This window comes from Aeromonas sp. FDAARGOS 1408 (genome assembly GCF_019048665.1).
Lineage (GTDB): Bacteria > Pseudomonadota > Gammaproteobacteria > Enterobacterales > Aeromonadaceae > Aeromonas > Aeromonas dhakensis.
Genome location: NZ_CP077394.1, coordinates 280,675 through 306,722 on the forward strand (window position 1 = coordinate 280,675; position 26,048 = coordinate 306,722).

The window sequence follows — 26,048 nt, forward strand, 5'->3', positions numbered from 1 at the left end:
CAGAGGTTTCACTGGGTAGCTCTGTCATCATGGAGGATGATGCTAAGATGTCTGGATGGCCATGTCAACGCGTGTTTATACATCTAGACGTCTAAAAAAGTGCTAAAGATTGCCACTTGTTGACTAAGGCCGACGGTGATCCGGTTCACATCAATATTGTATTTGGCAGTGTAGTAGGATTGCCGAATATCAAATGGCAAATACACCATTATCACTTCCTTTATTAGTCGTGAGACGGATTCAGCTGCTCATCCTTTTACTCCCCCCGGGTTGGCACAAATCATTCCATTTTGTATCGATCGCTGCTTTCTTGGCCGGCTTCTTGATGCAGCACAACAAGGGCCGTGCTTTGGCTTGGCTTGCAATTGCCTGTTTTTTATACTGGATGGGCACGACATACAGGAGGGCAACCTGATGCGATTTCAACAAATCAAAGACTTGCTGCTCTATCTGGAGCAGGTGCATCACCAGCTTGGACTCTGTTACGGACGCCTCATGACCCAGGTGGATGGCGAGCGCAGCCGGCTGCTGCTGGCCTATCTGCAGCAGCGGGAGGAGACGGCTGGTACCCAGCTGGATGACTATTTGAGCGAACTTGGTGAAGGGGTGAAGGAGACCTGGCTGGAGCGGGGTTTCAGCGAGGATCTGCTGCCCGGGATCCGGCGCCTGAGCCTGCCCGCCACGGCCCAGACCCAGGACATAGTGCAGCTGGTGTGCCGGCAGGAGGAGAAACTCATCGGTGAGCTCAGCCATCTGGCCCGGGAGTGTCCGACCGAGGAGACGGTGCGGCTGCTCGGTGGCCTGGCCACGCAGGAGCAGACCCGCCTGACCCGGTTGGTGCACGGCGCCCATCGGCTCGACGACCTCTAGGGGATGGCCGCCGTCGGCTGAGATGTGCGGCGCGTAGTGAAAAATGTGCGGGGAAAACAGCAGAGGCCCGGCAATGCCGGGCCTCTGCTGTTTGTTGTTCACGACGGGCTCATGCCGACTGGCGGGCGGCGGTCAGCTCGGCGGCGTGCAGGGCGGCGCCTATGATACCGGCCTGATTGAGGTTGGCGGCCGCCACCAGCGGGGCCCGGGTCTCAATCTTGTCGATGAACTTGTCGAGCTTGGCGGCGCTGCCACCGCCCAGGATGAAGAGGTCGGGGGAGAACAGAAACTCGAGGCGGGCCAGGTATTTGTTGAAGCGCTTGCCCCAGCGGCCCCAGGAGAGATCCTCGCGCTTGCGCACCGCGTCCGAGCAGTAGTGCTCGGCCACCATCCCTTCCAGCATCAGGTGACCCAGCTCGGTGTTGGGCAGCAGTTGGCCGTTGACGAACACGGCGGTGCCGATGCCGGTGCCGACCGTGATGAGGATGATCACCCCCTGGCGATCCCGGCCGTTGCCGTAGCGCATCTCTGCCAGACCGGCCGCATCGGCGTCGTTCAGTACGTGGCAGGGCTGGCCGGTCACGTCGCCGAACAGATGGGCGACGTCGGTCTCAATCCAGCTCTTGTCGATGTTGGCCGCACTCTTGGCGATGCCGTTGTGGATGGTGGCGGGAAAGCCGCAGCCCACCGGGCCCTTCCAGTCGAAGTGTTCCACCAGCGCCTTGAGGGTATGCGCCACGGCGGCCGGGGTGGCCGGCTGCGGCGTCACCAGCCGGTGGCGTTCGCCAATCAGCTCGCCCGTTGCGGTGTCGACCAGGCATCCCTTGATCCCCGAACCACCGATATCCACTCCCAACATCTGCATCAGCTTGTTCCTTTTGTTGTGCCGACCATCGACCGTCGGCAGAGCATGAAAAAATGACCTGGATCCGGCAAGGGGCAGATCGTCTATGCGTGATCCGGCAGACCTTTTTCGATGCAGCGGATCAGCAAGCGGGTCTTTTTGTTGTCATCCTGCTGGCGCCGGGCCAGGGTCGCCAGCGCCCACTCGATATGTTCGGCCACCATGGGCTCGGCTTCCGTCAGCGCCTGCTGCAGGGCCATCATTACCTCCTGGCTGGCCGGGCCGTTGCCAAGGGCCACCGCCAGGTTGCGGCGCCAGCGCTGATAGCCGATGCGGCGAATGGGGCTGCCTTCCGTGTGCTTGAGAAACTCGCTCTCGCTCCAGCCCCACAAGGTCAAGAGGGGCGGGCGGTGCAGATTGGGGCGCGGGCTGAAGTCGGGCTCAGGGCTGGCATTGGCGTAGCGGTTCCAGGGGCAGATGAGCTGGCAGTCGTCACAGCCATAGATGCGGTTGCCCATCAGCGGCCGGAACTCTACGGGGATGGGGCCGTCGTTCTCGATGGTGAGATAGGAGATGCAGCGGCGGCCATCCACCACGTAGGGGGCGACAATGGCACCGGTGGGGCAGATGTTGATGCAGGCCACGCACTTGCCGCATTGCTCTTTCTCCACTGGGGCGTCCAGCGGCAGTGGCAGGCTGAGCAGCAGCTCCCCCAGAAAGAAGAAGGATCCCGCCGACTCGTTGAGCAGCAGCGAGTGTTTGCCCACCCAGCCGAGGCCGGCCTTGGCCGCCAGCGGCCGCTCCAGAATGGGGGCCGAGTCGACGAAGGGGCGCCAGCCCAGCGCCTCGCAGCGCTGCTCGATGCGCTCCCCCAGCTGCTTGAGCCGGCTGCGCAGCAACTTGTGGTAGTCGCGACCGAGGGCGTAGCGGCTGATGTAGCCAAGGGTGGGGTCGCGCAGGGTGGCGGCGAAGCCCGCCTCGAACGGGAGATAGTTCATCCGCACCGACAGCACCCGCAAGGTGCCCGGCAGCAGCTCGTGGGGGCGAGCCCGCATCATGCCGTGGCGCGCCATGTAGTCCATGCTGCCGTGATAGCCAGCGTCCAGCCAGGCTTGCAGCCTGGGCTCTTCGAGGGTGAGATCCGTGTCGGTGATGCCGGCCTGGTCGAATCCTAGCTCGCTCGCCCAGAGCTTGATATCTTGGGCCAGTTGATGGAGTTCGGCCGTGGTCATGGCGCTGCCGGTCCTGCTGGCGGGCGGCCTGAGCGTGCACCGGGATGGGAGTGTACTGTCATGCTGTATCGCATCTCTGGGGGCTTGCTGCCAAGGTTAACCGATGGGGGCGTTTGCCGCCGTCATACTGCATCATGAGCCCGGTGCCCGCCGGACCGGATCAATGGATGAGAGTCAGGAGCCGTCATGGAACAGGTCATCGGGGATGCTATCAGCGGGAAAGAGGGGCAGAGCTTACCACAATCACTGTGGCGGACTGAACAGATCCGTGCCCTGGAGCGGGAGTGGGCCGAACGCGAGGGGCTGAGCCTCTATGCCCTGATGGAGCGCGCCGGTGCGGCGCTGCGCACCTACGCCACCCACCACTGGCCGCACAGCCGGTGCTGGTGGATCTTTACCGGCCCCGGCAACAATGGTGGCGACGGCTACGTGCTGGCCCGCCTGGCGAGACAGCTGGGTCTGGAGCCTCAGGTGATTGCCGTGCGGGATCCCGCCGAGCTGACGGGGGATGCCAGGCGGGCAGCCGACGAGTGGCTGGCGATGGGGGGCACAGTGGTGTCGCCCGAGGAGCGGGAGCTCGACCGGCTGCCGGCCCCGGATCTGGTGATAGATGCACTGCTTGGCACCGGTGTCCATATCCGGCTGTCACCGCTCATGACAAGGATCGTCGCAACAATCAATGGCTTGCAGGTGCCCGTGTTGGCGGTGGATCTCCCCTCCGGCCTCAATGCCGATACCGGCTGCGCCATGGGAGCCGTGGTGCGCGCCAGCCGTACCCTCACCTTCATCGGCATCAAGCAGGGCATGCTCACCGCCGACGGGGTGGATTGCGTCGGTCGACTCGACTGCGACACCCTCGGTGTCACCGCGCCGCCCGGGTGGCAGGCGGCCGCCGAGTGCGTCGATTATCCTTCTCTTCGCGCCAGGCTGACGCCGCGCCAGCGCTCGTCCCACAAGGGCTCCCACGGCAAGGTGTTGCTGGTGGGGGGCAATGCGGGGATGCAGGGAGCCATCGTGCTGGCCGCGCGCGCCTGCCTGCGGGCCGGTGCCGGTCTGGTGCGGGTGTGCCAGCATCCTGATCACCTGCCCGCCAGCCTCTACCAGGCCGAATTGATGGGCAGTCAGGTCGGGGGGGAGGAAAGCTGGGCCTCGGTGCGGGTAGTGGGACCGGGTCTGGGTCAGGATGAGTGGGGTCGGCGCCATTTTGAGTCATTTGTTAACGAGCGGGTGCCACTGGTATTGGATGCCGATGGATTGAATTGGCTGGCGCAATGTCCCCGTCATCAGGATAATTGGGTGCTCACGCCCCATCCGGGCGAGGCGGCCCGCCTGCTGGGCTGCACCATTGCCGAGATCGCCGCGGATCGCTTTGCCGCGGTGCAGCGTCTGCAGCAGCGCTTCGGCGGTGTGGTGCTGCTCAAGGGGGCGGGGACGCTGATCCACGACGGCAAGGGGATGGCGCTCTGCAACGAGGGCAATCCCGGTATGGCCAGTGGCGGCATGGGCGACCTGTTATCTGGTATAATCGCCGCCCTTTTGGCCCAGGGCTGGTCTGCCGCCGAGGCAGCCCGACTGGGCGCCGTGATCCACGGGGAAGCGGCCGATCTGGCCGCTGCAGACGGAGAGCGGGGCATGCTGGCATCAGACCTGCTGCCCTTTATCCGTCGACTGGTTAATCCCGACACCATAACAAGCTAAAGAAGAACATGGCAAAACAGTTGATGATGACACTGCCGGACGAGGCAGCAACCGTGGCACTGGGTGGCCGTCTGGCCCACGCCTGCCAGCAGGCGACCACTGTCTTCCTGCACGGGGCCCTCGGGGCCGGCAAGACCACCCTGACTCGTGGCTGGGTGCAGGGGCTGGGTCATGAGGGCAAGGTCAAGAGCCCGACCTACACCCTGGTGGAGCCCTACGAGCTGGCCGACTGGCAGCTTTACCACTTCGATCTCTATCGGCTGGCCGACCCGGAAGAGCTGGAGTTCATGGGGATCCGCGACTACTTCGGCGCCAACACCCTCTGTCTGGTGGAGTGGCCGGAAAAGGGCGACGGCTGGCTGCCTGCGCCGGATCTCGAGATCACCCTGAGTTATGCAAACGAGCAGCGCGAGGTGCAGATTGACGCCCGCACTGCTATTGGCGAAGCCATTCTGGAACGGTTGTCATCTACGTGCGCTTGATCCTTGTTATTGCCCTCTCCCTGCTGGCCTTACCCTCCTGGGCGAATCAGCTCAAGAGCGTGCGGGTGTGGCCATCGCCGGACAACACCCGGGTGGTGCTCGATATGAGCAGCGCCCCCAATTACAACTACTTCACCTTGACCGGTCCGGACCGGCTGGTGATCGACCTGAAAGGGGCGAGCAACGTCACCAACCTGGCCCGCATCGAGAACAAGAGCGAGCTGGTGCGCAAGATCCGCGAGAGCTCGCCGCTGGAAAAAGGCGGGCTGCGGCTGGTGCTGGATCTGAGTTCAGCCATCAAGCCGGTGGTCTTTCCATTGGCGCCGGCAGGGCCCTATGGCCACCGGCTGGTGATCGACCTGCCTTATGAAGAGAAGGCCTCCGCCACCGCTCAGGCGGCACCGGTGGGCGGCAAGGGCAAGGGAGTGGTGATCGCCATCGACCCAGGCCACGGCGGGGAAGACCCGGGCTCCATCGGCCCGCGTCGCACCTACGAGAAGCGGGTGACCCTGGCGGTCTCCCAGAAACTGGCCGCCCTCATCGACCGCGAACCCGGCATGCGCGCAGTGCTGACCCGGCGCGGCGACTACTTCGTCGATCTGAACAAGCGCTCCGAGATTGCCCGCAAGGCCAAGGCCGACCTGCTGGTGTCGGTGCACGCCGACAGCTTCCACAACTCGACCCCGCGCGGCGCCTCCGTCTGGGTGCTGTCGACCAACCGTGCCAACCGCGAGATGGGTAGCTGGCTGGAGAAGCAGGAGAAACAGGGCGAGCTGCTGGGGGGCGTAGGCAAGGTGTTGGCCGAATCCGATCCCAACCCCTACCTGGCGCAGACCTTCCTCGACCTCTCCATGGACAAGTCGCGGGCCGAAGGCTATGACGTCAGCCGCCAGATCCTGCGCTCGCTGGGCCGGGTGGCCCGATTGCACAAGAAGGCGCCGGAGCACGCCAGCCTGGCGGTGCTGAAGGCGCCGGACATTCCCTCCGTGCTGGTGGAGACTGGCTTTATCTCCAACCACGCCGAAGAGAAGCTGCTGGCGACCTCCAGCTATCAGGATCAACTGGCTCGCGCCATCTTCGAGGGGATCCGCAACTATTACCGGGCTCACCCGACCAAGGGCGCCATGCTCACCGGCAAAGGGCAGGCCAGCAACAAGCAGGCCGCGGTCAGCCGACCCGCCCCTGCCAGCAAACCGGCGGCGCAGCCGGTGCAGCAGGTGGTGACCAACCGGATGCCGGCCACCGAGCCGAACCGCAGCAGCGACGGCGGGGCGCCGGTCAGCAGCGTTGGCGGCTCTTCGTCCGGCGCCGGGGTGATCAAGCCCTACGTGGTGGCAGCCAAGGAGCCGAGCGTGCCGGTGACCAGCGTGCAGAGCAATGACAAGGCCAACATGCTCCGTCATGTGGTCACCCGCGGGCAGAGCCTCTCCCGGCTTGCCGAGAAGTACGGGGTCAGCCAGGCGCGACTGGTGGAGATCAACAAGCTCAAGTCGCGGGACATCCAGATAGGGCAGGTGCTCTATATCCCGCAAAAATAGCGCTGGATGAGGCGCCGGGCCCGTCCCTGCCAGTGGCAAGGGCTGACCCGGCTAGTCCTCATCGCCCCCGCCCCCGCCGATTACCCGCACCTTCAACCAGCAGGAGCCAGTGATGCCGATCCGTTCTTTGTCCCCTGTTCTGGCCAGCCAGACGAGCGCGGGCTGTGATGCGGGGGCGTGGCTACCAGCCGGGGTGGTTGCCACAGCCATCCCGTTCAACCAGCAGGAGTAAGCGATGCCAATCCGTATATTGCCGCCGATTCTGGCCAACCAGATTGCTGCCGGTGAGGTGGTGGAGCGGCCCTCCTCCGTGGTTAAGGAGCTGGTGGAAAACAGCCTGGATGCGGGCGCCGACCGGGTCGAGATCGACATCGACAAGGGCGGTGCCAAGCTTATTCGCATTCGCGACAATGGCGGTGGCGTTGCTAAGGATGAGCTGGTGCTGGCGCTGTCGCGCCATGCCACCTCCAAGGTGGCGACCCTCGACGATCTGGAAGGGATCAACAGCCTGGGCTTTCGCGGCGAGGCGCTCGCCTCCATCAGTTCGGTCTCCCGGCTCACCTTTACCTCCCGCACGGCGGAGCAGTCCGAAGCCTGGCAGGCCCAGGCCGAAGGGCGCGAGATGAGCGTAACAGTCAAGCCGGCGGCCCACCCGGTGGGCACGACGGTGGAGGTGGTGGATCTCTTCTTCAACACCCCGGCCCGGCGCAAGTTCATGCGCAGCGAAAAGACCGAGTTTGCCCACATTGACGAGCTGGTGCGCCGCATCGCGCTCTCCCGCTTCGACGTCACCCTGATCCTGCGCCACAACGGCAAGGTGGTGCGCCAGTACAAGGCCGCCAACACGGTGGCGGAGCAGGAGCGCCGGCTCGCCGCGGTGTGCGGCTCTCCCTTCATGCACCACGCGCTGGCGGTGGAGAGCGAGCACAGCGACGTGCGGCTGTGGGGCTGGCTGGCCACGCCCGCCGGCGCCAGACCGCAGAACGATCTGCAATACACCTATGTCAACGGCCGCATGATGCGCGACAAGCTCATCAACCACGCCATTCGCCAGGCCTATGACGAACTGCTGCCGACCGATCGCTTCGCGGCCTACGTGCTCTACATCGAGCTGGATCCGCGTCAGGTGGACGTCAACGTCCATCCGGCCAAGCACGAGGTGCGCTTCCATCAGGCGCGCCTCATTCACGACTTCATCTTTCAGGCGCTCTTTACCGCCCTGCGCCAGCCAGGGGCGGCAAGCGACGGGAGCGACCAACCCCTGGCCGAGACCCTGGTCGAGCTGCCGGTCAGTGCCCCTATCGAGTATCCGGGTCAGGCGCCCAGAGCCGAGTGGTATGGCGCCGAGCACAACTACCGTGCCCCGGCCCGGGAAGTGCGGGAAGGAAGTGGCGCCGGGCGACCCGGCAACTACCAGCCGCCCGAGCCCCCGAGCCGGGAGGCGATGCGCGGCATGGGCGCGCTGCTCACCACCCTGCCGACGGTGCAGGACACGCCGCTGGCAGAGACTGAAACCGCGCCTGCCGCCGTGGCGGCCAAGGCGGGGGCGTGGCGGGCCTTGACCCTGGTGGAGCAGGCCTATCTGCTGCTGGAGCGGGACAACCGGCTGGCCCTGCTGTCGCTGGTGCGGGCCGAGCGCCTGCTGCTGCGCCACTGGCTGCTGGAAACCTGGGGCCAGGGGCTGGCGGCCCAGCCGCTGCTGCTGCCGGTCTCCTTCAAGCTGCCGAAAAACCTGGTCGCGCTGGTGGAAACGCAGGAGCGTTTGCTCAAACGGATGGGGCTGGAGTTGAAAAGCGGTGGGCGCGACACCATGATCCTGACTCGGGTGCCAGCGCTGCTGCGCCAGACCGATCTGGTGCGCTTATTACCCGAATTGCTGCAACTGATCGAGAGCGGATCTGACAGTGATGCTGGCCAGCAGGCTGAAGTACTATGCCAATGGCTGGTGGAGCAGGGGATAAGTCGCGAAAAAGTATATGATTTTGCCACGGCCAACCGCTTGCTGACGGAACTTGTTGCCGATTTCAGTGACCAACTGGCAGACGTTCGCATGGTGCGCCCGCTGTCGCTGGCGAGCGTGCTGGCCGAGTTCGCCGATGGCCATTGAGGGAAATGCCCTCTTGAATCCATAAACCAGTTTTTTGCAGGTGCGCCGCCAAGGGGTGGCGACTATGCAGGGGGAGTTTTTCACGTGGCTGACTTGCCGACTGCAATTTTTCTGATGGGGCCGACAGCCTCCGGCAAGACGGATCTCGCCATCGAACTGTGCCAGGCACTGCCCTGCGACATCATCAGCGTGGATTCCGCGCTCATCTATCGCGGCATGGATATCGGCACCGCCAAGCCTACGCCGGCCGAACTGGCGCAGGCGCCGCACCGGCTGATCGACATCCTGGATCCCGCCATGAGCTATTCGGCGGCCGATTTTTGCCGCGATGCGCTGCGGGAGATGAAAGAGATCGCCGATCGCGGCCGCATTCCGCTGCTGGTGGGCGGCACCATGCTCTATTTCAAGGCGCTGCTGGAGGGACTCTCTCCGTTGCCCTCCGCCGACCCCGCCATTCGGGCCGGCATCGAGGAGGAAGCCGCCCGCCTTGGCTGGCAGGCACTGCACGATGAGCTGGTGCGCATCGACCCGGTGGCCGGGGCCCGCATCCATCCCAATGACCCGCAACGGCTCAGCCGGGCGCTCGAGGTCTACCGCATCAGCGGCAAGACCCTCACCGAGCTGACCCAGGTGCAGGGGGAGGGGTTGCCCTATCGCGTGCTGCAGTTTGCCATCGCACCGAGCGATCGCGCCGTGCTGCACCAGCGCATCGAGCTGCGCTTTGACAAGATGCTGCAGGGTGGCTTTGAACAGGAGGTCAGGGGCCTCTACCAACGGGGCGATCTCACCCCGGATCTTCCCTCCATCCGCTGCGTGGGATACCGCCAAATGTGGGACTACCTGGCGGGGGAAGTGGAGTATGATGAGATGCGCTATCGCGGAATTGTTGCCACCCGCCAGTTGGCCAAGCGTCAAATGACCTGGTTGCGCGGTTGGTCTGATGTGACCTGGTTGGAATCTGGTGAGTCTGGCAATCTGGCAAGGGTCGTCGCCCGTGCCGGAGTGGCTTGACACTCCTGTATAATCAGGTTGTTATATTGATATCCGGTGTTTAAAAACAACAAACTATAAGGAAAAGAAGATGGCTAAGGGGCAATCTCTCCAAGACCCGTTTTTGAATGCGCTGCGCCGTGAGCGGATTCCTGTTTCTATCTATTTGGTGAACGGCATCAAACTGCAGGGTCAGATCGAATCGTTTGACCAGTTTGTCATTTTGCTGAAGAACACCGTGAGCCAGATGGTCTACAAGCACGCCATCTCCACCGTGGTGCCGGCCCGTGCCGTCAACCATCACCAGCACGCCCAGGGCGCGGCTGGCGAAGAGCAGGGTGAAGCCGAGGCGTGATATCCCGGGACGAGGCGACTCGTCAACCCAGATTCATCATGATTCTTGTCAAGGAGCAAGCGCTTGTTTGACCGTTATGAAGCCGGCGAACAGGCCGTTCTGGTACATGTCAACTTCAGTGATGAGGGTGAGCGGGAGGATCTGGAAGAGCTCAAGATGCTGGTGAGCTCGGCCGGGGTCAATGCGCTGGGGGTGATCACCACCAGCCGCAGTGCGCCCAGCGCCAAATTTTTTGTCGGCAGCGGCAAGGCTGAAGAGATCGCGTCCCAGGTCCAGATGCTGGACGCCGACGTCGTCATCTTCAACCATGCCCTGACCCCTGCCCAGGAGCGTAACCTGGAGCGTCTGTTCCAGTGCCGGGTAGTGGACAGGACCGGCCTGATCCTCGATATCTTCGCTCAGCGTGCCCGTACTCACGAAGGCAAGTTGCAGGTCGAACTGGCCCAGTTGCGCCATCTCTCTACTCGCCTGGTGCGAGGCTGGACCCACCTTGAACGTCAGAAGGGGGGGATCGGCCTGCGCGGCCCGGGTGAAACCCAGCTGGAAACCGACCGCCGCCTGTTGCGTGAACGCATCAAGGCGATTTTGCGCCGGCTCGACAAGGTGGCCAAGCAGCGGGAACAGGGACGTCGTGCCCGCAACCGCAACGAGGTGCCGACCGTTTCTCTGGTGGGTTACACCAACGCCGGAAAGTCCACTTTGTTCAACCAACTTACAGCTGCCAGCGTGTATGCTGCCGACCAATTGTTCGCAACCCTGGATCCGACCCTGCGCAAATTGGTGATCCGGGATGTGGGTGATGTGATTCTGGCGGATACAGTTGGATTTATTCGACACTTGCCCCATGATCTGGTCGCGGCCTTCAAGGCGACGCTGCAGGAGACCCGCGAAGCGGATCTGCTGCTGCACGTGGTGGACTGTGCCGACGAGCAGATGCAGGAGAATATCGAATCGGTGCAGCAGGTGCTGGCCGAGATCGAAGCCGATGACCGGCCCCAGCTGATGATCTGCAACAAGATCGACAAGCTGGGTGAACACCCGGTCGGGCTGGAGCGGGACGAAGAGGGGCGCCCGGTGCGGGTCTGGCTGTCTGCCCAGACCGGCGAAGGGTGTGACGATCTGTTTGTTGCCCTGACCGAGCTGCTGGCCGGCTCCATGGTGCACCACACCCTGCAGTTGCCCCCTTCGGCCGCCAGATTGCGCAGTGCGCTCTATCGCCTCAAGGGCATCGAGCAGGAAGGTTTCAGCGAGGAGGGGGATTTTGTGTTGGAAGTCCGCCTGCAACTGGCTGACTGGAACCGCCTCGTGAAACAAGAAGGTGAGAGTTTACAACGCTTTATCAGGCATTGATTCGTCGATGAGATGAATGTTTGCTGGCTTCATCAACGGTTGATGGCCCGATAGAGATGATATCCATCCGCATGTATTAATGGAGACGCTGATGGCTTGGAATGAGCCTGGTAATAACGGCAAAGACCGTGACCCCTGGGGGAACAACGGCAAGAATCAGGGACCCCCTGATCTGGACGAGATGCTGCGCAAGGTGAGCCGCCGTTTTGGTGGTCTGCTGGGTGGCGGCAAATCGGGTGGTGGTGACGCCGGCAAGTTCGGCCTCTCCATCGCGCTGGTGGTGGCGGTAGTGGTGTGGGTCGTCAGCGGCTTCTATACCATTCGCGAAGCCGAACGTGGCGTGGTGCTGCGCTTTGGCGAGTACTCCCACAACGTGGATCCGGGCCTGCGCTGGAAACCGACCTTCATCGACCGGGTTATCCCGGTGGACGTGGAGTCGGTCCGCTCCCTGCCGGCTTCCGGCTTCATGCTGACCCAGGACGAGAACGTGGTGCGGGTCGAGATGGACGTGCAGTATCGCGTGGTCGATCCCGAGCAGTACCTGTTCAGCGTCACCAACGCCGACGAGAGCCTGAGTCAGGCGACCGACAGTGCCCTGCGCTACGTGGTGGGTCACACCCGGATGGACGACGTGCTGACCACGGGTCGTGAGAAGGTGCGTCAGGAGACCTGGCAGGTGATCGACAGCATCATCGAGCCCTATCACATGGGTCTGCAGATCGTCGACGTCAACTTCCTGCCAGCGCGTCCGCCGGAAGAGGTGAAGGATGCGTTCGATGACGCCATCTCCGCTCAGGAAGATGAACAGCGCTTCATTCGTGAAGCCGAAGCCTATGCCCGTGAAGTGGAGCCGAAGGCCCGCGGCCAGGTCAAGCGCCTGGAGCAGGAGGCCGAAGCCTACAAGTCCCAGATCGTGCTGAAGGCCAAGGGTGAAGTCGCTCGCTTCAACGAGTTGCTGCCCCAGTATCAGGCCGCGCCCGAGCTGACCCGTGATCGTATCTACCTGGAAACCATGGAAGAGCTCTATCAGCAGGCCAACAAGGTGGTGGTCGACATGCCGGCTGGCAACAACAGCATGATCTACCTGCCGCTCGACAAGCTCTCCGGCAAGGCCAACGCGGTGCAACCGGCTCGTCCGGCAGGTGCGCCTGTGGTTGAACAGACCCCGCCGTCCAACGAAGGGGCCAACTCCACGCCGACCCCGCTGCGCAGCGGCGACCGTTTCAGCTCAGGGAGAAACTGATAGATGAAAAAGCTAGCTATTGGTGTCATCGCTGTGGCCGCCATGGTCTGCTTCTCTTCGGTCTTCATCGTCGATGAAGGCCAGAAGGGAATCGTGGTGCAGTTTGGCAAGGTGAAGCGGGTTGAATCCGGCGAGCCGCGCCTGTACGAGCCGGGCCTGCACTTCAAGGTGCCGCTCATCGACCAGGTTCGCAAGATGGATGCCCGTATCCAGACCCTGGAAGGGCAGGCAGATCGCTTCGTCACCTCCGAGAAGAAGGACCTCATCATCGACTCCTACGTGAAGTGGAAGATCGAGGACTTCTCCAAGTACTACCTGGCGACCGGCGGTGGCAACAAGATCCAGGCCGAAGACCTGCTCAAGCGCAAGATCAACAACGGTCTGCGTTCCGAAATTGGTAATCGCACCATCAAGGACATCGTCTCTGGTGAGCGCAGTACCGTGATGGAAGATGCCCTGATGAAGATGGCGCGCTCCTCCGAGCTCGGCATCAAGGTGGTGGATGTGCGTATCAAGCAGATCAACCTGCCGGTGGAAGTCTCCAGCTCCATCTATCAGCGTATGCGTGCCGAGCGGACCGCGGTAGCCCGTGAGCATCGCTCCCAGGGCCGCGAGCAGGCCGAGATCCTGCGTGCCGACATCGACCGCAAGGTGACCGTCATGATCGCCGATGCCGAGAGTAATGCTCGTCAGCTGCGTGGTGAAGGGGATGCCGAGGCCGCCAAGATCTATGCCGACAGCTACAAGAAAGACCCCGAGTTTTTCAGCTTCGTGCGCAGCATGGAGGCTTATCGCAAGAGCTTCGCCGGTGGCAATGACCTGATGGTCCTCAAGCCGGACAGCGAGTTCTTCCGCTACCTCAAGTCGCCGCACGGCAACAAGCAGTAAGCTTGTCGTGATTTGACCCAAGGGCCTGATGATTCAGGCCCTTTTGTTTGCCGGTCATCGGCTGGCAGCGGGAGGGGGGGCGGCGTGCGAAGTGCTGTGGTTGGGGCACATTCAGACGAGAAAGGAGGTTGTATGCTGACATCCATCCTGATGGGGCTGGGATTGCTGCTGCTGTTCGAAGGGCTGGGGCCGCTCTTGATGCCGCGCGCCTGGCAGCAGATGTTGCGACTGCTGAGCGATCAACCGGCCGAGCAGTTGCGCCGCATAGGCGGCTGTCTGGTGGTGGCCGGGGCCGTTATCTTGTGGGCGCTGGCCCGCTAGCTCCTGGTTGAAACGACAGTGGCACGGCTAATTGGACAATAAAAAAGAGACCCTCTGGCCTCTTTTTTATTGTCTACCGGCTGGCATCAGGCGCTGCGTTGCACCGCCATGTGGGCCAGGGTTTCCAGCGCCTGCTTGTGTTGGGAGTCCGGCAGGATGGCGAGGGCCGCGATGGCCTTGTCGGCCTCTTCCCGGGCCCGCATGCGGGAGTACTCCAGCGCGCCGGTACGGTCGAGGATGGCCAGGATCCGGTCGAGGTGCTCCATGCCGTTGCGGTGCTCGATGGCGTCGCGCACCAGCTGGCGCTCTTCCGGGCTACCCACTTCCATGGCACGCAACAGCGGCAGGGTCGGCTTGCCTTCGGCCAGATCGTCGCCCACGTTCTTGCCCATCTCGTCGCTCTGGGAGCAGTAGTCCATCACGTCGTCGATGATCTGGAAGGCGGTGCCCAGATACTTGCCGTAGTCGGTCATCGCCTGCTCGATGGGCGCGGGCTGATGGGTCAGCACGGCGGCGAGACGGGTGGCGGCTTCGAACAGCTTGGCGGTCTTGCAATAGATGACCGTCATGTAGCTCTCTTCGGTGGTATCCGGGTCGTTGCAGTTCATCAGCTGCAGCACTTCCCCTTCGGCGATGGTGTTGGTGGCCTCGGAGAGGATCTCCATCACCCGCAGGTTGGAGAGCTCGCTCATCATCTGGAAGGAGCGGCTGTAGAGGTAGTCACCCACCAGCACGCTGGCGGCGTTGCCGAACATGGCGTTGGCGGTTTCCCGGCCGCGGCGCAGGTCGGATTCGTCGACCACGTCGTCGTGCAGCAGGGTGGAGGTGTGAATGAATTCGATGATGGCAGCCAGTTTCAGGTGATCCTCACCCTCATATCCCAGTGCGCGGGCGGCCATGACGGTCAGCATGGGGCGCATCCGTTTCCCGCCTGCACTGACAATATAGAAACCAAGCTGGTTGATCAGGCTGACATCGGACTGGAGTCGCGCCAGGATCAGTTCATTGACCGCCGTCATGTCGGCGGCACAGAGCGCACGGATAGTCTGTTGGTCCATAAGTCTCGTAACGTGACGGCAGTGATGACTGCGATTTTAGCAATGGCGGGGATTCTACACGATTTCACAATGGGTTACAGTTAAGCGTTTATTCACGGCGGCAGATATGCGCACAAAATAAACTTTTTGCTAAATTGGCCTTGCCTGAGCAAATCGATTTGCGTAGAATGCCCGCCCATTGTTATAGGTTTTTGCGCGTGTCTGGCCTTGAGCAAAAGACACGCCTTTACGGAGTTAATCAAATGTACGCGGTATTCCAAAGCGGCGGAAAACAACACCGTGTGGCCGAAGGTCAAATCGTTCGTCTGGAAAAGCTGAACGTTGAGACTGGCGCTACCATCGACTTCAACGAAGTGCTGATGGTTGCTGCAGGCGACACTTTTAAAGTAGGTGCTCCTTTCGTTGAAGGTGGCAAGGTTGTAGCTGAAGTTGTGGCTCACGGCCGTGGCGAGAAAGTGACTATCGTCAAGTTCCGTCGTCGTAAGCACCACCGTAAGCAAGCGGGCCACCGTCAGTGGTTCACTGAAGTCAAAATCACTGGCATCAGCGCTTAATTAGAGGAGTACGATAGATGGCACACAAAAAAGCTGGCGGTTCATCCCGCAACGGCCGCGATTCAGAAGCTAAACGCCTGGGCGTGAAGCGTTTCGGCGGCGAAACAGTTCTGGCTGGCAGCATCATCGTTCGTCAGCGCGGCACCAAGTTCCACGCTGGTGAGAACGTTGGTCTGGGCAAGGACCACACCCTGTTCGCTACCGCGAACGGCAAGGTGCAGTTCGAAGTCAAAGGTCCGCTGAACCGTAAGTACGTAAGCATCGTTGCTGAGTAATTACGGACCGCAAGGATCCGAAGCCCCGCCAACAGGCGGGGCTTTTGTTTTTCTGATGTAGTTGACGAAAAAACGGCACGCAGCCGACCCTGGCTCTGAAGGGGCGACTGGCAAGATGCGTATCGCCCGCAGGGGTCTGTACCACTATAATGGCGTATCGGTTTTTCGAATTAAGGTGACGGTTACCTATGAAGTTTGTTGATGAAGTCCAGATTCGAGTCGATGCCGGTGACGGTGGTAACGGTTGTGTGAGCTTTCGCCGGGAGAAGTACATTCCGAACGGTGGCCCGGACGGCGGTGACGGCGGTGACGGTGGCGACGTGTATCTGGTTGCCGATGAAAACCTGAACACCCTGATCGACTACCGTTTCGAGCGTTTCCACGCCGCCGAGCGTGGCGAGAATGGCCAGAGCGCCAACTGTACCGGTCGTCGCGGCAAGGACAAGATCCTGCGCGTGCCGGTCGGTACCCGTGCGACCGATGAAGATACCGGCGAACTGCTGGGGGATCTGACCCACCATGAGCAGAAGCTGCTGGTCGCCAAGGGTGGTTTCCACGGTCTTGGCAACACCCGCTTCAAGAGCTCGGTCAACCGTGCGCCGCGCCAGAAGAGCAACGGCACCCCGGGTGAAGTACGTACCCTGAAGCTGGAGCTGCTGCTGCTGGCCGACGTCGGCATGCTTGGCCTGCCCAACGCCGGCAAGTCCACCTTCATCCGTGCCGTCTCTGCGGCCCGCCCGAAAGTGGCTGACTACCCCTTCACCACGCTGGTGCCGAACCTCGGCGTGGTGCGTGGCGAGAACTCCCGCTCCTTCGTCATTGCCGACATTCCGGGTCTGATCGAGGGTGCTGCCGAAGGCGCCGGCCTCGGTATCCGCTTCCTCAAGCACCTCGAGCGCTGCCGCGTGCTGGTCCATCTGGTGGATATCTGCCCGGTGGATGGTTCCGATCCGGCCGAGAATGCCGTGACCATCGTCCGCGAGCTGGAGAAGTACAGCCCGGAGCTGGCGAGCAAGCCACGCTGGCTGGTGTTCAACAAGATGGACCTGATCCTGGAAGAAGAGGCAGGTGAAGTGATGGAGCGCGTGAAGGCCGCCCTGAACCACGAAGGGCCGGTTTACGCCATCACCGCCATCAGCAAGGAAGGGACCAAGAAGGTCTGTTACGACATCCTGGATCTGCTGGATACCATGCCCCGTCAGCTGGCGGAAGATGCCAAGGAAGCCATCGAGAAGGTGGAGTTCAAGTGGGACGACTACCACAAGAACCAGCTGGCCAAGGCCGAAGCGGATGCGCTGGCTGCCTCCAAGGCGTTTGACGAGTCGCTGGATGACGATGACTGGGACGACGAAGACGATGATGGCGTGGAAGTCATCTACGTGCGTGACTGACCCTCATCCTGCGGGTGGGCACAGTGCAGCCACCCGCCGCTGAAAAACCGGAGCCTTGCCAGGCTCCGGTTTTTTTATGGGGATCGACTGGATCACCATATAGATATATTTCTCATGTCACTTATTGCCTGCCAACCGCAACTGATTATACTGCGCTCCTGAATGTAACCTTAACGAAACAATGTGCTAACCATTTGTAATGAATTGATATGCGCATCTGTTTGGGTACATTCTTATGGAAGGTTTGCCTGTAAAAATATTTATGCTTGAAATGATCCATTAAAGGCTTGTTTGTGCATTTTTTTGGAGTATTCTTGCGCCCGTTTTGTCGGGTGAGAGCATGGGTATGCAGGTTCGCCTGGCTAAGGAAAAGTAACATTAAGGCTGTAAACCATGCTGGAAAAGACTCTGCAAGCACCTGCGCTCAATACCCGTCGCAACGTGCTGATGTTCCTGGTCCCGTCACTCATCGGGATCCTGCTGTTCATGACCCCCGTTCTCTATGACGGCAACGTCACCATCCCGGTAGCCGTACTGGCGAAGCTGGTACAGAGGGTGTTTGCCGACTATCTGGTGGCCATGGTCAGCGCCATCATCACCACCACCATGCTGATGACCCTGATCGCCTGGTTGTTCAAGCCGGCGATCCTGGTGAAGCGCCCCTTCCTCAACAGCCTGTTCAACGTCTCTCCCTTCTGGGCCTGCGTGCGGGTGCTTGGCGGTATCTTCGTGCTGCTGACCTTCTTCGAGGCCGGTCCCGAGGTGCTGCGTTCCGGTGCGACCGGTGGTCTGGTGCTGCACGATCTGCTGCCGGTGCTGTTCTCCGTCTTCATCTTCGCCGGCCTGCTGCTGCCGCTGCTGCTCGATTTTGGTCTGCTGGAGTTTGTCGGCACCATGATGACCCGCATCATGCGCCCCGTGTTCCGCCTGCCGGGCCGCTCTGCGGTGGACTGCTTCGCCTCCTGGCTCGGGGATGGCAGCGTCGGCATCCTGCTGACCAGCAAACAGTACGAAGGCAAGTTCTACACCCAGCGGGAAGCCGCCGTCATCGGCACCACCTTCTCTGCCGTTTCCATCACCTTCTGCCTGGTGGTGATCTCCCAGGTGAAGCTGGAGCACATGTTCGTGCCCTTCTACCTGACCGTCTGCCTGGCCGGGGTGGTGGCCGCCATCGTGGTGCCGCGCCTGCCGCCGCTCTCCTGGAAGAAGGATGTCTACAGCGACGGTACCCCCCTGTGCCGCAAGCAGGAGGCGATCCCCCATCAGCACAGCGTGCTGAGCTATGGCTATGAGCGGGCCCTGACCAAGGCCGACAGCATGACGGATCTCGGCGCCGTGGCGCGGGAAGGGGTGAAGAATGCCCTGGACATGGTGTTTGGCGTGCTGCCGGTGGTGATGGCGGTGGGTACCTGTGCCCTGATGCTGGCCGAGCACACCCCCATCTTCAACTGGCTGGGGGCCCCCTTCGTCCCCTTGCTGGAGCTGTTGCAACTGCCGGAGGCGGAAGCCGCTTCCAAGACCATCATGGTGGGCTTCGCCGACATGTTCATCCCGGCGGTGCTGGCCTCCACCATCGAGAGCGAGATGACCCGCTTCGTGATCGCCGCCATGTCGGTCACCCAGCTCATCTATATGTCGGAAGTGGGCGCCCTGCTGCTGGGCAGCAAGATCCCGGTCAAGCTGTGGGAGCTGTTCGTGATCTTCCTGCTGCGCACCCTGATCACCCTGCCGGTCATCGCCGGGGTGGCGCACCTGCTGTTCTGATCTGCCCCGCGTCTGTAAACGGTCAACTTCGGTTGGCCGTTTTTTATGGCCACTATTAGACCAAAGTGAGTCTTTTATGAGGCGTGAATTTACATTAATGTAACAAGCTGAAAAAACACGCCAGCCGAGCAGTAGGCAATACCAACCTATGTGGCCAGGAGTCACCCCATGACCTCACTGCTCAGCTACCGGGCCGGTCCTTGCGATCAGCCGCTGCTTCACCAGACCATAGGCGCCTACCTGCAAGAGGTGGCGGAACGTTTCCCCGAGCGGCCCGCTGTGGTGGTGCGCCACCAGCAGATCCGCTGGAACTACCGGGAATACCTGACCCAGACAGACCGGCTGGCGCTGGGCCTGCTGGCGCTCGGGATCCGGCCAGGGGATCGGGTCGGCATCTGGTCGCCCAACAACATCGAGTGGTGCCTGGTGCAATTCGCTACGGCCCGCATCGGGGCCATCATGGTCTGCATCAACCCCGCCTACCGCAGCTACGAGCTCGCCTTTGCCATCAACAACGTGGGTTGTCGGGCCCTGATCTGCGCCAGCGCGTTCAAGGGTTGCGACTACCTCGCCATGCTGGGCGAGCTGGCCCCCGAGCTGGCGAGCTGTCCGCCAGGCCGCCTGACATCATCCCGGCTGCCAAGCCTGGAGATGGTGATCCGGCTCGGGGAGCAGCAAAGCGCCGGCATGCTCAACTTCCCCGAAGTGCTGGCACTGGGCGACCGGCAGGATCCGGCCTGGCTGGCCCGAGTGGCCGCCACCCTCAAACCCGATGACGCCATCAACATCCAGTTCACCTCGGGCACCACGGGCAACCCCAAGGGGGCTACCCTCAGTCACAGCAACATCCTCAACAACGGCCGCCAGGTGGCGCAAGGCATGGCGTTCAGCGAGCAGGATCGGCTCTGCATCCCGGTGCCGCTCTACCACTGTTTCGGCATGGTGCTCGGCAATCTGGTCTGCATCAGTGTGGGGGCCTGCGCCCTGTTTCCGGCCGAAGCCTTCGATCCGGCGGCCACCCTGCGGATGGTGAGCGAGGAGCGCTGCACCGCCCTGCACGGGGTGCCGACCATGTTCATCGCCGAGCTGGAGCTGGCGGAGTTTGATCAGTTCGATCTCTCCTCCCTGCGCACCGGCATCATGGCCGGTGCCATCTGCCCCGAGCCCTTGATGCGCAAGGTGCAGACCCTGATGCACATGACCGAGGTGACCATCGCCTACGGCCAGACCGAGTGCAGTCCCATCAATCACATGACCGCCATCGACGCGCCGCTGGACAAGCGGGTCACCACGGTCGGCCGCGCCATCGGTCACACCGAGATCAAGCTGGTCGACCCCAGCGGAGAGATAGTGGCCATCGGCGAGCGGGGCGAGATCTGCTGTCGCAGCAACGGGGTGATGCAAGGGTACTGGCAGGATCCGGCCAAGACGGCGGATACCATAGATGAGGAAGGGTGGCTGCACTCGGGGGACATCGGCATCATGGATGAAGAGGGCTATGTACGGATCGTCGGGCGCAGCAAGGAGCTGATCATTCGCGGTGGCGAGAACATCTACCCGCGCGAGATCGAGGAGCGGCTCTACGATCATCCGGCGGTGCAGGATGCAGCCGTGTTCGGGGTCGACAGCGAGCGCTATGGCGAGGAGGTGTGCGCCTGGGTCAAGCTCAGGCCCCGCCAGGAGGCCAGCGAGGAGGAGCTGAAGCAGTTCCTGTCGGCCCGCATCGCCTATTTCAAGGTGCCAAGATACATCCGTTTCGTGGAGGAGTACCCCATGACGGTAACCGGCAAGCTGCAAAAATTCAGGATGCGGGAATTGATGAGCGACGAGCTGGCCCGCCAGCACGCCGAGGCGATGCGCTGAGCGTGGCGACATCGGAAAAAAGGGCCTGCGGGCCCTTTTTTGTCAGCGTCCCAGCGGGTGGGGCTGTGCCGGCTTGCGGGGGCACTGCACCAGCAGGGTATGGGTGGTGAAGGTGCTGCTCTGGGGGAAGCTTGGGCGAAACCCCGTCATCGGATCGGCGGCCCCCATGCTCATCTGATGGGAAGTGAAGGTGCGCTGGCGGCGTTCGGTCTCCTGATAGCCGAGCGGGCAGCTCAGCGTCGCCTGCTGCTGGCACTCCTCCAGTGCGGCGCACTCGATCTGGAAGCGTTGCAGTGCGGGATTGGCTGAAGCGAGTTCGGTGACGGTGGCGGGCGCCGGCAGCAGGGCGCAGCCGGACAGCAAGAGGCTGCCCAGCAGGAAAATTCGGGGTGACATAAGAGAGTGGTGCTCGATGAAACAAGAAAAGGGTGGCTAGCGGCCGGCCGGGGCCATCTGCCTCGTGCCGGCCGCAAAGCGCGGATCAGCGCGGCGTGATGCCCATATCGACCGGACACTGGATGGTCAGAGAGTGCACCGTGTTGGCCATGCGATAGGGTTTGCCAGCCTTGTAGACCTTTTTCTCGTCGTCATAGCTGCCCGCCGTGTACTGGGTGCTGTAGAGGGTCTGCTGACGGCGATCCGTCTCCTGGTAGCCCTGCGGGCAGGTCTGGTTGGCCTGCTGGAAGCAGGCCGTCATGTTGCTGCACTCGATGTAGAAGCCGCGCTGGCTGGCATCGGCCAGGTGCACCGGGGTGACGGTGGGGGCGGGGGGAGACAACAGGGAGCAGCCGGACAGCGTCAGCGCGCCCAGCATGATGAGATGTTTTGACATAGATAACCTGAACAGTGTGGTGTGACAAAGAGTGAGGGGGAGTCTATTGCTCCCCCTTCGCTATAGGGGCACCGTTATAACCAGCCGGGGGCGTTCAGGCCAGCCCGCAAATGTAAGAAAATATGACCCGGCCCTAGGCCAGCCCGGCCAGCAGGGCGTTTTCATCCACCTGATCCAGCTGTTCGGGGGCGAGGAATCTCCCGGCGTAATCGCGCCAGATGCCGCTGCTGACGAACAGGGCAAACAGGGTGGGATCGATGTGCTGCTCTCGCACCATGCTCTGCATGATGGCCAGCGACTGGGAGACCGTCTTGCCCGATTTGTAGGGGCGATCGCTGGCGGTCAGCGCCTCGAAGATGTCGGCGATGGCCATGATGCGGGCGGGGATGCTCATCTGGCTGCCCAGCAGCTGGCGCGGGTAGCCCTTGCCGTCCATCCGCTCGTGATGGCCGCCGGCAATCTCGGGCACGCTGCGTAGATGGCGGGGGAAGGGGAGGCGTTCGAGCATGCGAATGGTCTGGATGATGTGCTCGTTGATCTTGTAGCGCTCCTCCTCGGTGAGGGTGCCGCGGCCGATGGCGAGGTTGTAGCGCTCGCCGCGGTTGTAGAGGTGAGTGGGCACCCGCACCTTGAAGCCCCAGGGGTTGCGCTCGTCCAGCTGATCGTGGACGGGGCGGGGGATGAGGTGGGCGGCCTTGTCCGCCAGCAGGGGCTCGACGCAGGGCAGCGGTGCGGCCGGCTCCCCCTGGCGCAGCTTGAGCTCCTCCCGGCTGATGCCGAGCCGATCGTCCAGGGTGCGCAGCCAGGTGCGGCTGGCGATGGCATCCAGCCTGGTCAGCTTCTCCGGTGCCATCCATTCGCCGCCCAGGTTGCACTCGGCGACGAAGGCGAACTCCTCGTCCAGGGTGCTCCAGAGCGGCGCCACCGTCGCCCTGGCCGCTTCCCGCTCCGATGCCGGCAGGCGGGCCGCCAGCGCCTCTATGTAGCCGTCGCGCTTGAGCACCTCGAAGCGGGTACGGATCTCGTGGATCCGATCGTAAAGGGTCTCCAGCTTGGTGGCCTTGTCCACCACGAACTCGGGGGTGGTCACCTTGCCGCAGTCGTGCAGCCAGCTGGCGATATGGATGGCCTCCCACTCCTCCTCGTTGAGCCGGAACTCGGCGAACGGCCCCTGCTGCTGGGCACAGGCGGCTTCGGTCAGCATCCGGGTCAGCTCCGGCACCCGCTGGCAATGGCCGCCGGTGTAGGGGCTCTTGGCGTCGATCGCGCCGGCCATCAGCTCGATGAAGGACTCCAGCAGCTGTTTCTGCTCCTCCAGCAGGCGCTGATTCTCGATGGCGGAGGCCGAGGTGCCCGCCAGCGCCTCGATCAGACTGATGCGCGAGGCCAGCTCGCGGGCCGAGCAGTCTGGCAGGATCAGCAGCAGGCAGCCGATCAGCTCCTGGCGATGGTTGCGCAGGGGCTCGGCCACCAGCTGGCAGGGGCCGGGGAAGGGGCCCCAGTCGGCCAGATGCTGCTGCCAGCCCTGCTGGTCGATGGCGAGGCTGAGCCGCTCGCCCCGGGCCAGCTCGCCAAACAGGGCCTGCTGCCAGCGGATCTGCCCGGCCGGCAGCGGCGCTTTGCGCCACAGCGCCTGCACCGCCACCATCCCCTGCTCCTGAGCCAGGTAGAGACAACCCCCTTCGGCCTGCACCGCGGCGATGGTTTCGTGCAGGATGCGGCTGAGCAGGGAGTCGAAACGGTGTTCGGCCGCCAGCGCCCGCCCCATGTTCATGAAGTTGCCGAGGGTCAGCCGCATGCCTGACATGGTATGGGCCAGATCGTCGATCTCGCGGATGGCAGACTCGGGGACCCGACTCTCGCCAAAATCGAAATGCTGGATCCGCTCCGCCTCCTTGGTAAGCGCCAGCAGCGGGGTGGCGGTACGCCGCGAGACCAGCCAGATCACCGGCAGCAGCAGCAGCAGGCCCGCCAGCGCCCAGCCCAGATTGACCAGGGCCTCGTCTCTGGCCTGCTGATAGAGCAGGTCGGCCGACACCAGCAGGGCGATATGGAAGGGGGAGTCGCTCCCGAGGGGGGAGAGGTTGACCAGCCAGTCGCTGCCATCGGCGGCGGTCAGGTTGAGCTCGGCCGGGTCGCTCAGCAAGGTGGGCTGGCTGATGATCCGTTGTTGCAGGTCCGCCAGGGCCGGGTGGGGCAGGCTGGCCAGCATGGGCAGCTGGCTCAGCTGCTCGAAGCTCGGCAGGTGTCTGGGATCGGCGGCCAGCAGGGTGGCGTACTCATCGAACAGGATCACCTGGCTCTGGGCAGGCAACTGCAGCTTGCCGATCAGGGCCGACAGCCCCTCGACGCTGGTGTCTAGCCCGATCACGGCGCGTCTATCGTCGCTCTCCACTGCCAGCGTCATGCCAGGCTCCTTGGTGGTGAAGAAGAGGTAGGGGTTGGTGGTGGCGATCCCCGCACGCCAGCGGGCCTGCTTGTACCAGTCGCGGCTGCGGGGATCGTAGCGGTAGTTCGGCATGGGGCGCCGCTCGAGCAGGCTCAGCCGCTGATCAAAATAGAGAAACTCCCCCTTGCCCTGGCTGAGGCTCTGCACCAGCAGGCTGCTGGCGGCCGGCACGCCCCCCAGCTGGGTCTTGGCCCGCTCGGTCAGTTTGCGCACCAGAAAGAAGTCGCCATCCTCGTAGCCGGCATAGACGGCCCCATAGCTGGGGCTGTTGGCCAGCACCTCCGCCAGTTGCGGCAGGTAGGCCAGACGGTCGGTCAGGTTGGTCATGGCAGCCAGCTGGCCGCTGCGCAGCAGGCTGAGCGACATGCGGGCCGGCCGCTCGTTCAGCTGCAGGGCGAGGGCCAGCTGCTGGCGATACTGCAGAAAGTTCTGTCGCTCGTGCTCCAACCCCTGGCGGGCCCCTTGCTGGAACTGCAAGGCGATGAGTGCGCTGCCGAGCAGGGTGAACAGCAGGATGAAGAGGGTGGCGATATGCACATAGAAAGGTTTACGACCTGGCCTGGCAGTTGTCATGGACACATCCTTGTCACACGGGCGATTGCAGAGACGATCAACTTGCAGTGTGCCTGCAGGATGACAATAAACACAATAACCCATTCAGAGAGATCGGGATGTGACAGAGAGAAACTCCCCCTGCTGGCGCTCCCGTAACCTGTGTCCGTCAATTTTGCCGGCCGATCAGGTGATTCATTCAGGTATCCCGTGCTACATTGCCCCCCTTGTTACTGGTCTGTGAATCAATGGAGTGACCCATGTCTGCCATCCCCTATTCCGTGCTCGATCTGGTGCCCGTTGCCGAAGGCTCCCAGCCGGCCGAGTCGTTTCGCCGCTCGCTGGATCTGGCTCGCCATGCCGAGCGCTGGGGTTACAACCGCTACTGGCTGGCCGAGCACCACAACATGCCGGGCATCGCCAGTGCCGCCACCTCGGTGCTGATCGGCCACCTGGCCGGCGGCACCAATACCCTGCGCATCGGCGCGGGCGGCATCATGCTGCCGAACCACTCGCCGCTGGTCATTGCCGAGCAGTTCGGCACCCTGGCGTCACTCTATCCGGATCGCATCGATCTCGGCCTTGGCCGCGCGCCAGGCACCGATCAGCGCACCATGCGGGCGCTCAGACGCCAGCGCAGCGGCGAGGTGGATGACTTCCCGGCGGATGTGCGCGAACTGATGGACTACTTTGGCGACGAGGTGGGCGCGGTGCAGGCGGTGCCGGGCCAGGGGCTGCATCTGCCCATCTGGCTGCTGGGCTCCAGCCTCTACAGCGCCCAGCTGGCGGCGGCCATGGGGCTGCCGTTCGGCTTTGCCTCCCACTTCGCCCCCGCCATGCTGCTGCAGGCGCTGGAAATTTACCGCGCCCAGTATCGCCCCTCCGCCCGCTGGCCCAAGCCCCATGCGGTGGTCTGCATCAACATGATCGCCGCCGACAGCGAGCGGGAGGCGCGCTTCCAGTTCACAACCCTGCAGCAGCAGTTCCTGCGCCTGCATCGCGGCAACGCGGGCAAGTTGCCGGCGCCCGTCGTCGAACTGAGCGAGGAGTGGTCCGAACGCGAGCTGGTGGCGATGGAGCAGACCCTGGCCCGCTCGCTGGTGGGCAACCCGGATCAGGTACGCCACGGCCTCAAGGCGTTGCTGGCGGAAACCAGGGCCGACGAGCTGATGTTCAACGGTCCCATCGTCGATCATCAGGCGCGGCTGCGTTCCTTTGAAATTGCCGCCGAGCTGATGCAGGCGCTATAAGCTCGACTCCCCGAAGAGCAGGGCGCTATCTTGCTAGAAGCGCCTCTGTCGCCCTGCTGTCAGGTCATCGAGAGGGGGGCGTTGTGGGGAGGACTGATGGGATTTCTGCTCTCTCTATTTTATCTAATGCACTGAATTAAAA

At 62.8% G+C, this 26,048-nt stretch carries 23 protein-coding genes; 17 read left to right on the forward strand and 6 right to left on the reverse strand.

Annotation, left to right across the window (positions count from 1 at the left end; all coding sequences use genetic code 11):
* Positions 1-414: 414 nt before the first annotated feature.
* The gene (locus I6L38_RS01405) at positions 415-870 is read left to right on the forward strand and encodes a hypothetical protein (protein ID WP_216989031.1); all 456 of its coding nucleotides are present in this window, start codon (positions 415-417) and stop codon (positions 868-870) included.
* A 109-nt stretch (positions 871-979) separates the two neighbouring features.
* Here I6L38_RS01405 and ppgK read toward each other — a convergent pair whose 3' ends face one another.
* Both ppgK and queG read right to left on the reverse strand, forming a co-directional pair.
* Positions 980-1,735, reverse strand: a complete 756-nt coding sequence (gene ppgK / locus I6L38_RS01410; RefSeq protein ID WP_005304254.1) for a polyphosphate--glucose phosphotransferase — start codon at positions 1,733-1,735, stop codon at positions 980-982.
* 83 nt (positions 1,736-1,818) lie between these two features.
* The gene (gene queG / locus I6L38_RS01415) at positions 1,819-2,946 is read right to left on the reverse strand and encodes a tRNA epoxyqueuosine(34) reductase QueG (RefSeq protein ID WP_201970378.1); all 1,128 of its coding nucleotides are present in this window, start codon (positions 2,944-2,946) and stop codon (positions 1,819-1,821) included.
* Positions 2,947-3,132: 186 nt separating this feature from the next.
* Here queG and I6L38_RS01420 point away from each other — a divergent pair, with 186 nt between their 5' ends.
* The 10 genes from I6L38_RS01420 (at position 3,133) to I6L38_RS01465 (ending at position 13,918) form a co-directional block, all read left to right on the forward strand.
* Positions 3,133-4,644, forward strand: a complete 1,512-nt coding sequence (locus tag I6L38_RS01420; RefSeq protein ID WP_216989032.1) for an NAD(P)H-hydrate dehydratase — start codon at positions 3,133-3,135, stop codon at positions 4,642-4,644.
* An 8-nt stretch (positions 4,645-4,652) separates the two neighbouring features.
* Positions 4,653-5,126, forward strand: coding sequence for a tRNA (adenosine(37)-N6)-threonylcarbamoyltransferase complex ATPase subunit type 1 TsaE (gene tsaE, locus I6L38_RS01425; RefSeq protein WP_005304245.1), 474 nt, complete (start codon positions 4,653-4,655; stop codon positions 5,124-5,126).
* On the forward strand, positions 5,117-6,664 hold the full coding sequence (locus I6L38_RS01430; RefSeq protein ID WP_201892889.1) for an N-acetylmuramoyl-L-alanine amidase: 1,548 nt from the start codon (positions 5,117-5,119) through the stop codon (positions 6,662-6,664). Before tsaE ends, I6L38_RS01430 begins: the two co-directional genes overlap by 10 nt.
* Before the next feature lie 235 nt (positions 6,665-6,899).
* Positions 6,900-8,771: a DNA mismatch repair endonuclease MutL gene (gene mutL / locus I6L38_RS01435; RefSeq protein WP_216989033.1), complete on the forward strand. Its 1,872-nt coding sequence runs from the start codon at positions 6,900-6,902 to the stop codon at positions 8,769-8,771.
* Positions 8,772-8,864: 93 nt separating this feature from the next.
* Positions 8,865-9,782 (forward strand): tRNA (adenosine(37)-N6)-dimethylallyltransferase MiaA, encoded by a 918-nt coding sequence (miaA, locus tag I6L38_RS01440; RefSeq protein WP_017782112.1) that lies wholly within the window; start codon positions 8,865-8,867, stop codon positions 9,780-9,782.
* Positions 9,783-9,852: 70 nt separating this feature from the next.
* A complete protein-coding gene (gene hfq, locus I6L38_RS01445) occupies positions 9,853-10,116 on the forward strand; it encodes an RNA chaperone Hfq (protein WP_005304228.1) in 264 nt (87 codons plus the stop codon).
* Positions 10,117-10,179: 63 nt separating this feature from the next.
* Complete coding sequence (hflX, locus tag I6L38_RS01450; protein ID WP_005304225.1) at positions 10,180-11,466, forward strand: ribosome rescue GTPase HflX; 1,287 nt, start codon at positions 10,180-10,182, stop codon at positions 11,464-11,466.
* Positions 11,467-11,557: 91 nt separating this feature from the next.
* Entirely contained in the window at positions 11,558-12,709 is a 1,152-nt protein-coding gene (gene hflK / locus I6L38_RS01455; protein WP_216989034.1) for an FtsH protease activity modulator HflK, read from the forward strand.
* 3 nt (positions 12,710-12,712) lie between these two features.
* Positions 12,713-13,597, forward strand: coding sequence for a protease modulator HflC (hflC, locus tag I6L38_RS01460; protein ID WP_017763855.1), 885 nt, complete (start codon positions 12,713-12,715; stop codon positions 13,595-13,597).
* A 132-nt stretch (positions 13,598-13,729) separates the two neighbouring features.
* Positions 13,730-13,918, forward strand: a complete 189-nt coding sequence (locus I6L38_RS01465) for a DUF2065 family protein (protein ID WP_005304217.1) — start codon at positions 13,730-13,732, stop codon at positions 13,916-13,918.
* An 86-nt stretch (positions 13,919-14,004) separates the two neighbouring features.
* On the opposite strand, the gene ispB is transcribed toward I6L38_RS01465, so the two are convergent.
* Positions 14,005-14,976 carry an octaprenyl diphosphate synthase gene (gene ispB / locus I6L38_RS01470; protein WP_005304213.1) on the reverse strand — a complete coding sequence of 324 codons (972 nt, stop codon included), beginning with the start codon at positions 14,974-14,976 and terminating at the stop codon, positions 14,005-14,007.
* Between the two features lie 242 nt (positions 14,977-15,218).
* Between ispB and rplU the strand changes: the two genes are divergently transcribed.
* From rplU to I6L38_RS01495, 5 genes are all read left to right on the forward strand, one after another.
* The gene (gene rplU / locus I6L38_RS01475) at positions 15,219-15,530 is read left to right on the forward strand and encodes a 50S ribosomal protein L21 (RefSeq protein WP_005304210.1); all 312 of its coding nucleotides are present in this window, start codon (positions 15,219-15,221) and stop codon (positions 15,528-15,530) included.
* Positions 15,531-15,547: 17 nt separating this feature from the next.
* Complete coding sequence (rpmA, locus tag I6L38_RS01480) at positions 15,548-15,805, forward strand: 50S ribosomal protein L27 (protein WP_005304202.1); 258 nt, start codon at positions 15,548-15,550, stop codon at positions 15,803-15,805.
* A 188-nt stretch (positions 15,806-15,993) separates the two neighbouring features.
* Entirely contained in the window at positions 15,994-17,196 is a 1,203-nt protein-coding gene (gene cgtA, locus I6L38_RS01485) for an Obg family GTPase CgtA (RefSeq protein ID WP_017763857.1), read from the forward strand.
* Between the two features lie 393 nt (positions 17,197-17,589).
* A complete protein-coding gene (locus I6L38_RS01490; RefSeq protein ID WP_005304191.1) occupies positions 17,590-18,960 on the forward strand; it encodes a YjiH family protein in 1,371 nt (456 codons plus the stop codon).
* Positions 18,961-19,128: 168 nt separating this feature from the next.
* Positions 19,129-20,823, forward strand: coding sequence for an AMP-binding protein (locus I6L38_RS01495; protein WP_201885115.1), 1,695 nt, complete (start codon positions 19,129-19,131; stop codon positions 20,821-20,823).
* A 42-nt stretch (positions 20,824-20,865) separates the two neighbouring features.
* Here the strand turns inward: I6L38_RS01495 and I6L38_RS01500 are convergent, their stop codons facing one another.
* From I6L38_RS01500 to I6L38_RS01510, 3 genes are all read right to left on the reverse strand, one after another.
* The gene (locus I6L38_RS01500; protein WP_017787685.1) at positions 20,866-21,219 is read right to left on the reverse strand and encodes a hypothetical protein; all 354 of its coding nucleotides are present in this window, start codon (positions 21,217-21,219) and stop codon (positions 20,866-20,868) included.
* 85 nt (positions 21,220-21,304) lie between these two features.
* Positions 21,305-21,655 (reverse strand): hypothetical protein, encoded by a 351-nt coding sequence (locus tag I6L38_RS01505; RefSeq protein WP_017787686.1) that lies wholly within the window; start codon positions 21,653-21,655, stop codon positions 21,305-21,307.
* A gap of 133 nt (positions 21,656-21,788) precedes the next feature.
* Positions 21,789-24,761 carry an HD domain-containing phosphohydrolase gene (locus I6L38_RS01510; RefSeq protein WP_216989035.1) on the reverse strand — a complete coding sequence of 991 codons (2,973 nt, stop codon included), beginning with the start codon at positions 24,759-24,761 and terminating at the stop codon, positions 21,789-21,791.
* 155 nt (positions 24,762-24,916) lie between these two features.
* On the opposite strand from I6L38_RS01510, the gene I6L38_RS01515 reads away from it, so the two are divergent.
* Positions 24,917-25,906 (forward strand): luciferase-like monooxygenase, encoded by a 990-nt coding sequence (locus tag I6L38_RS01515; RefSeq protein ID WP_005304175.1) that lies wholly within the window; start codon positions 24,917-24,919, stop codon positions 25,904-25,906.
* Positions 25,907-26,048 lie beyond the last annotated feature (142 nt).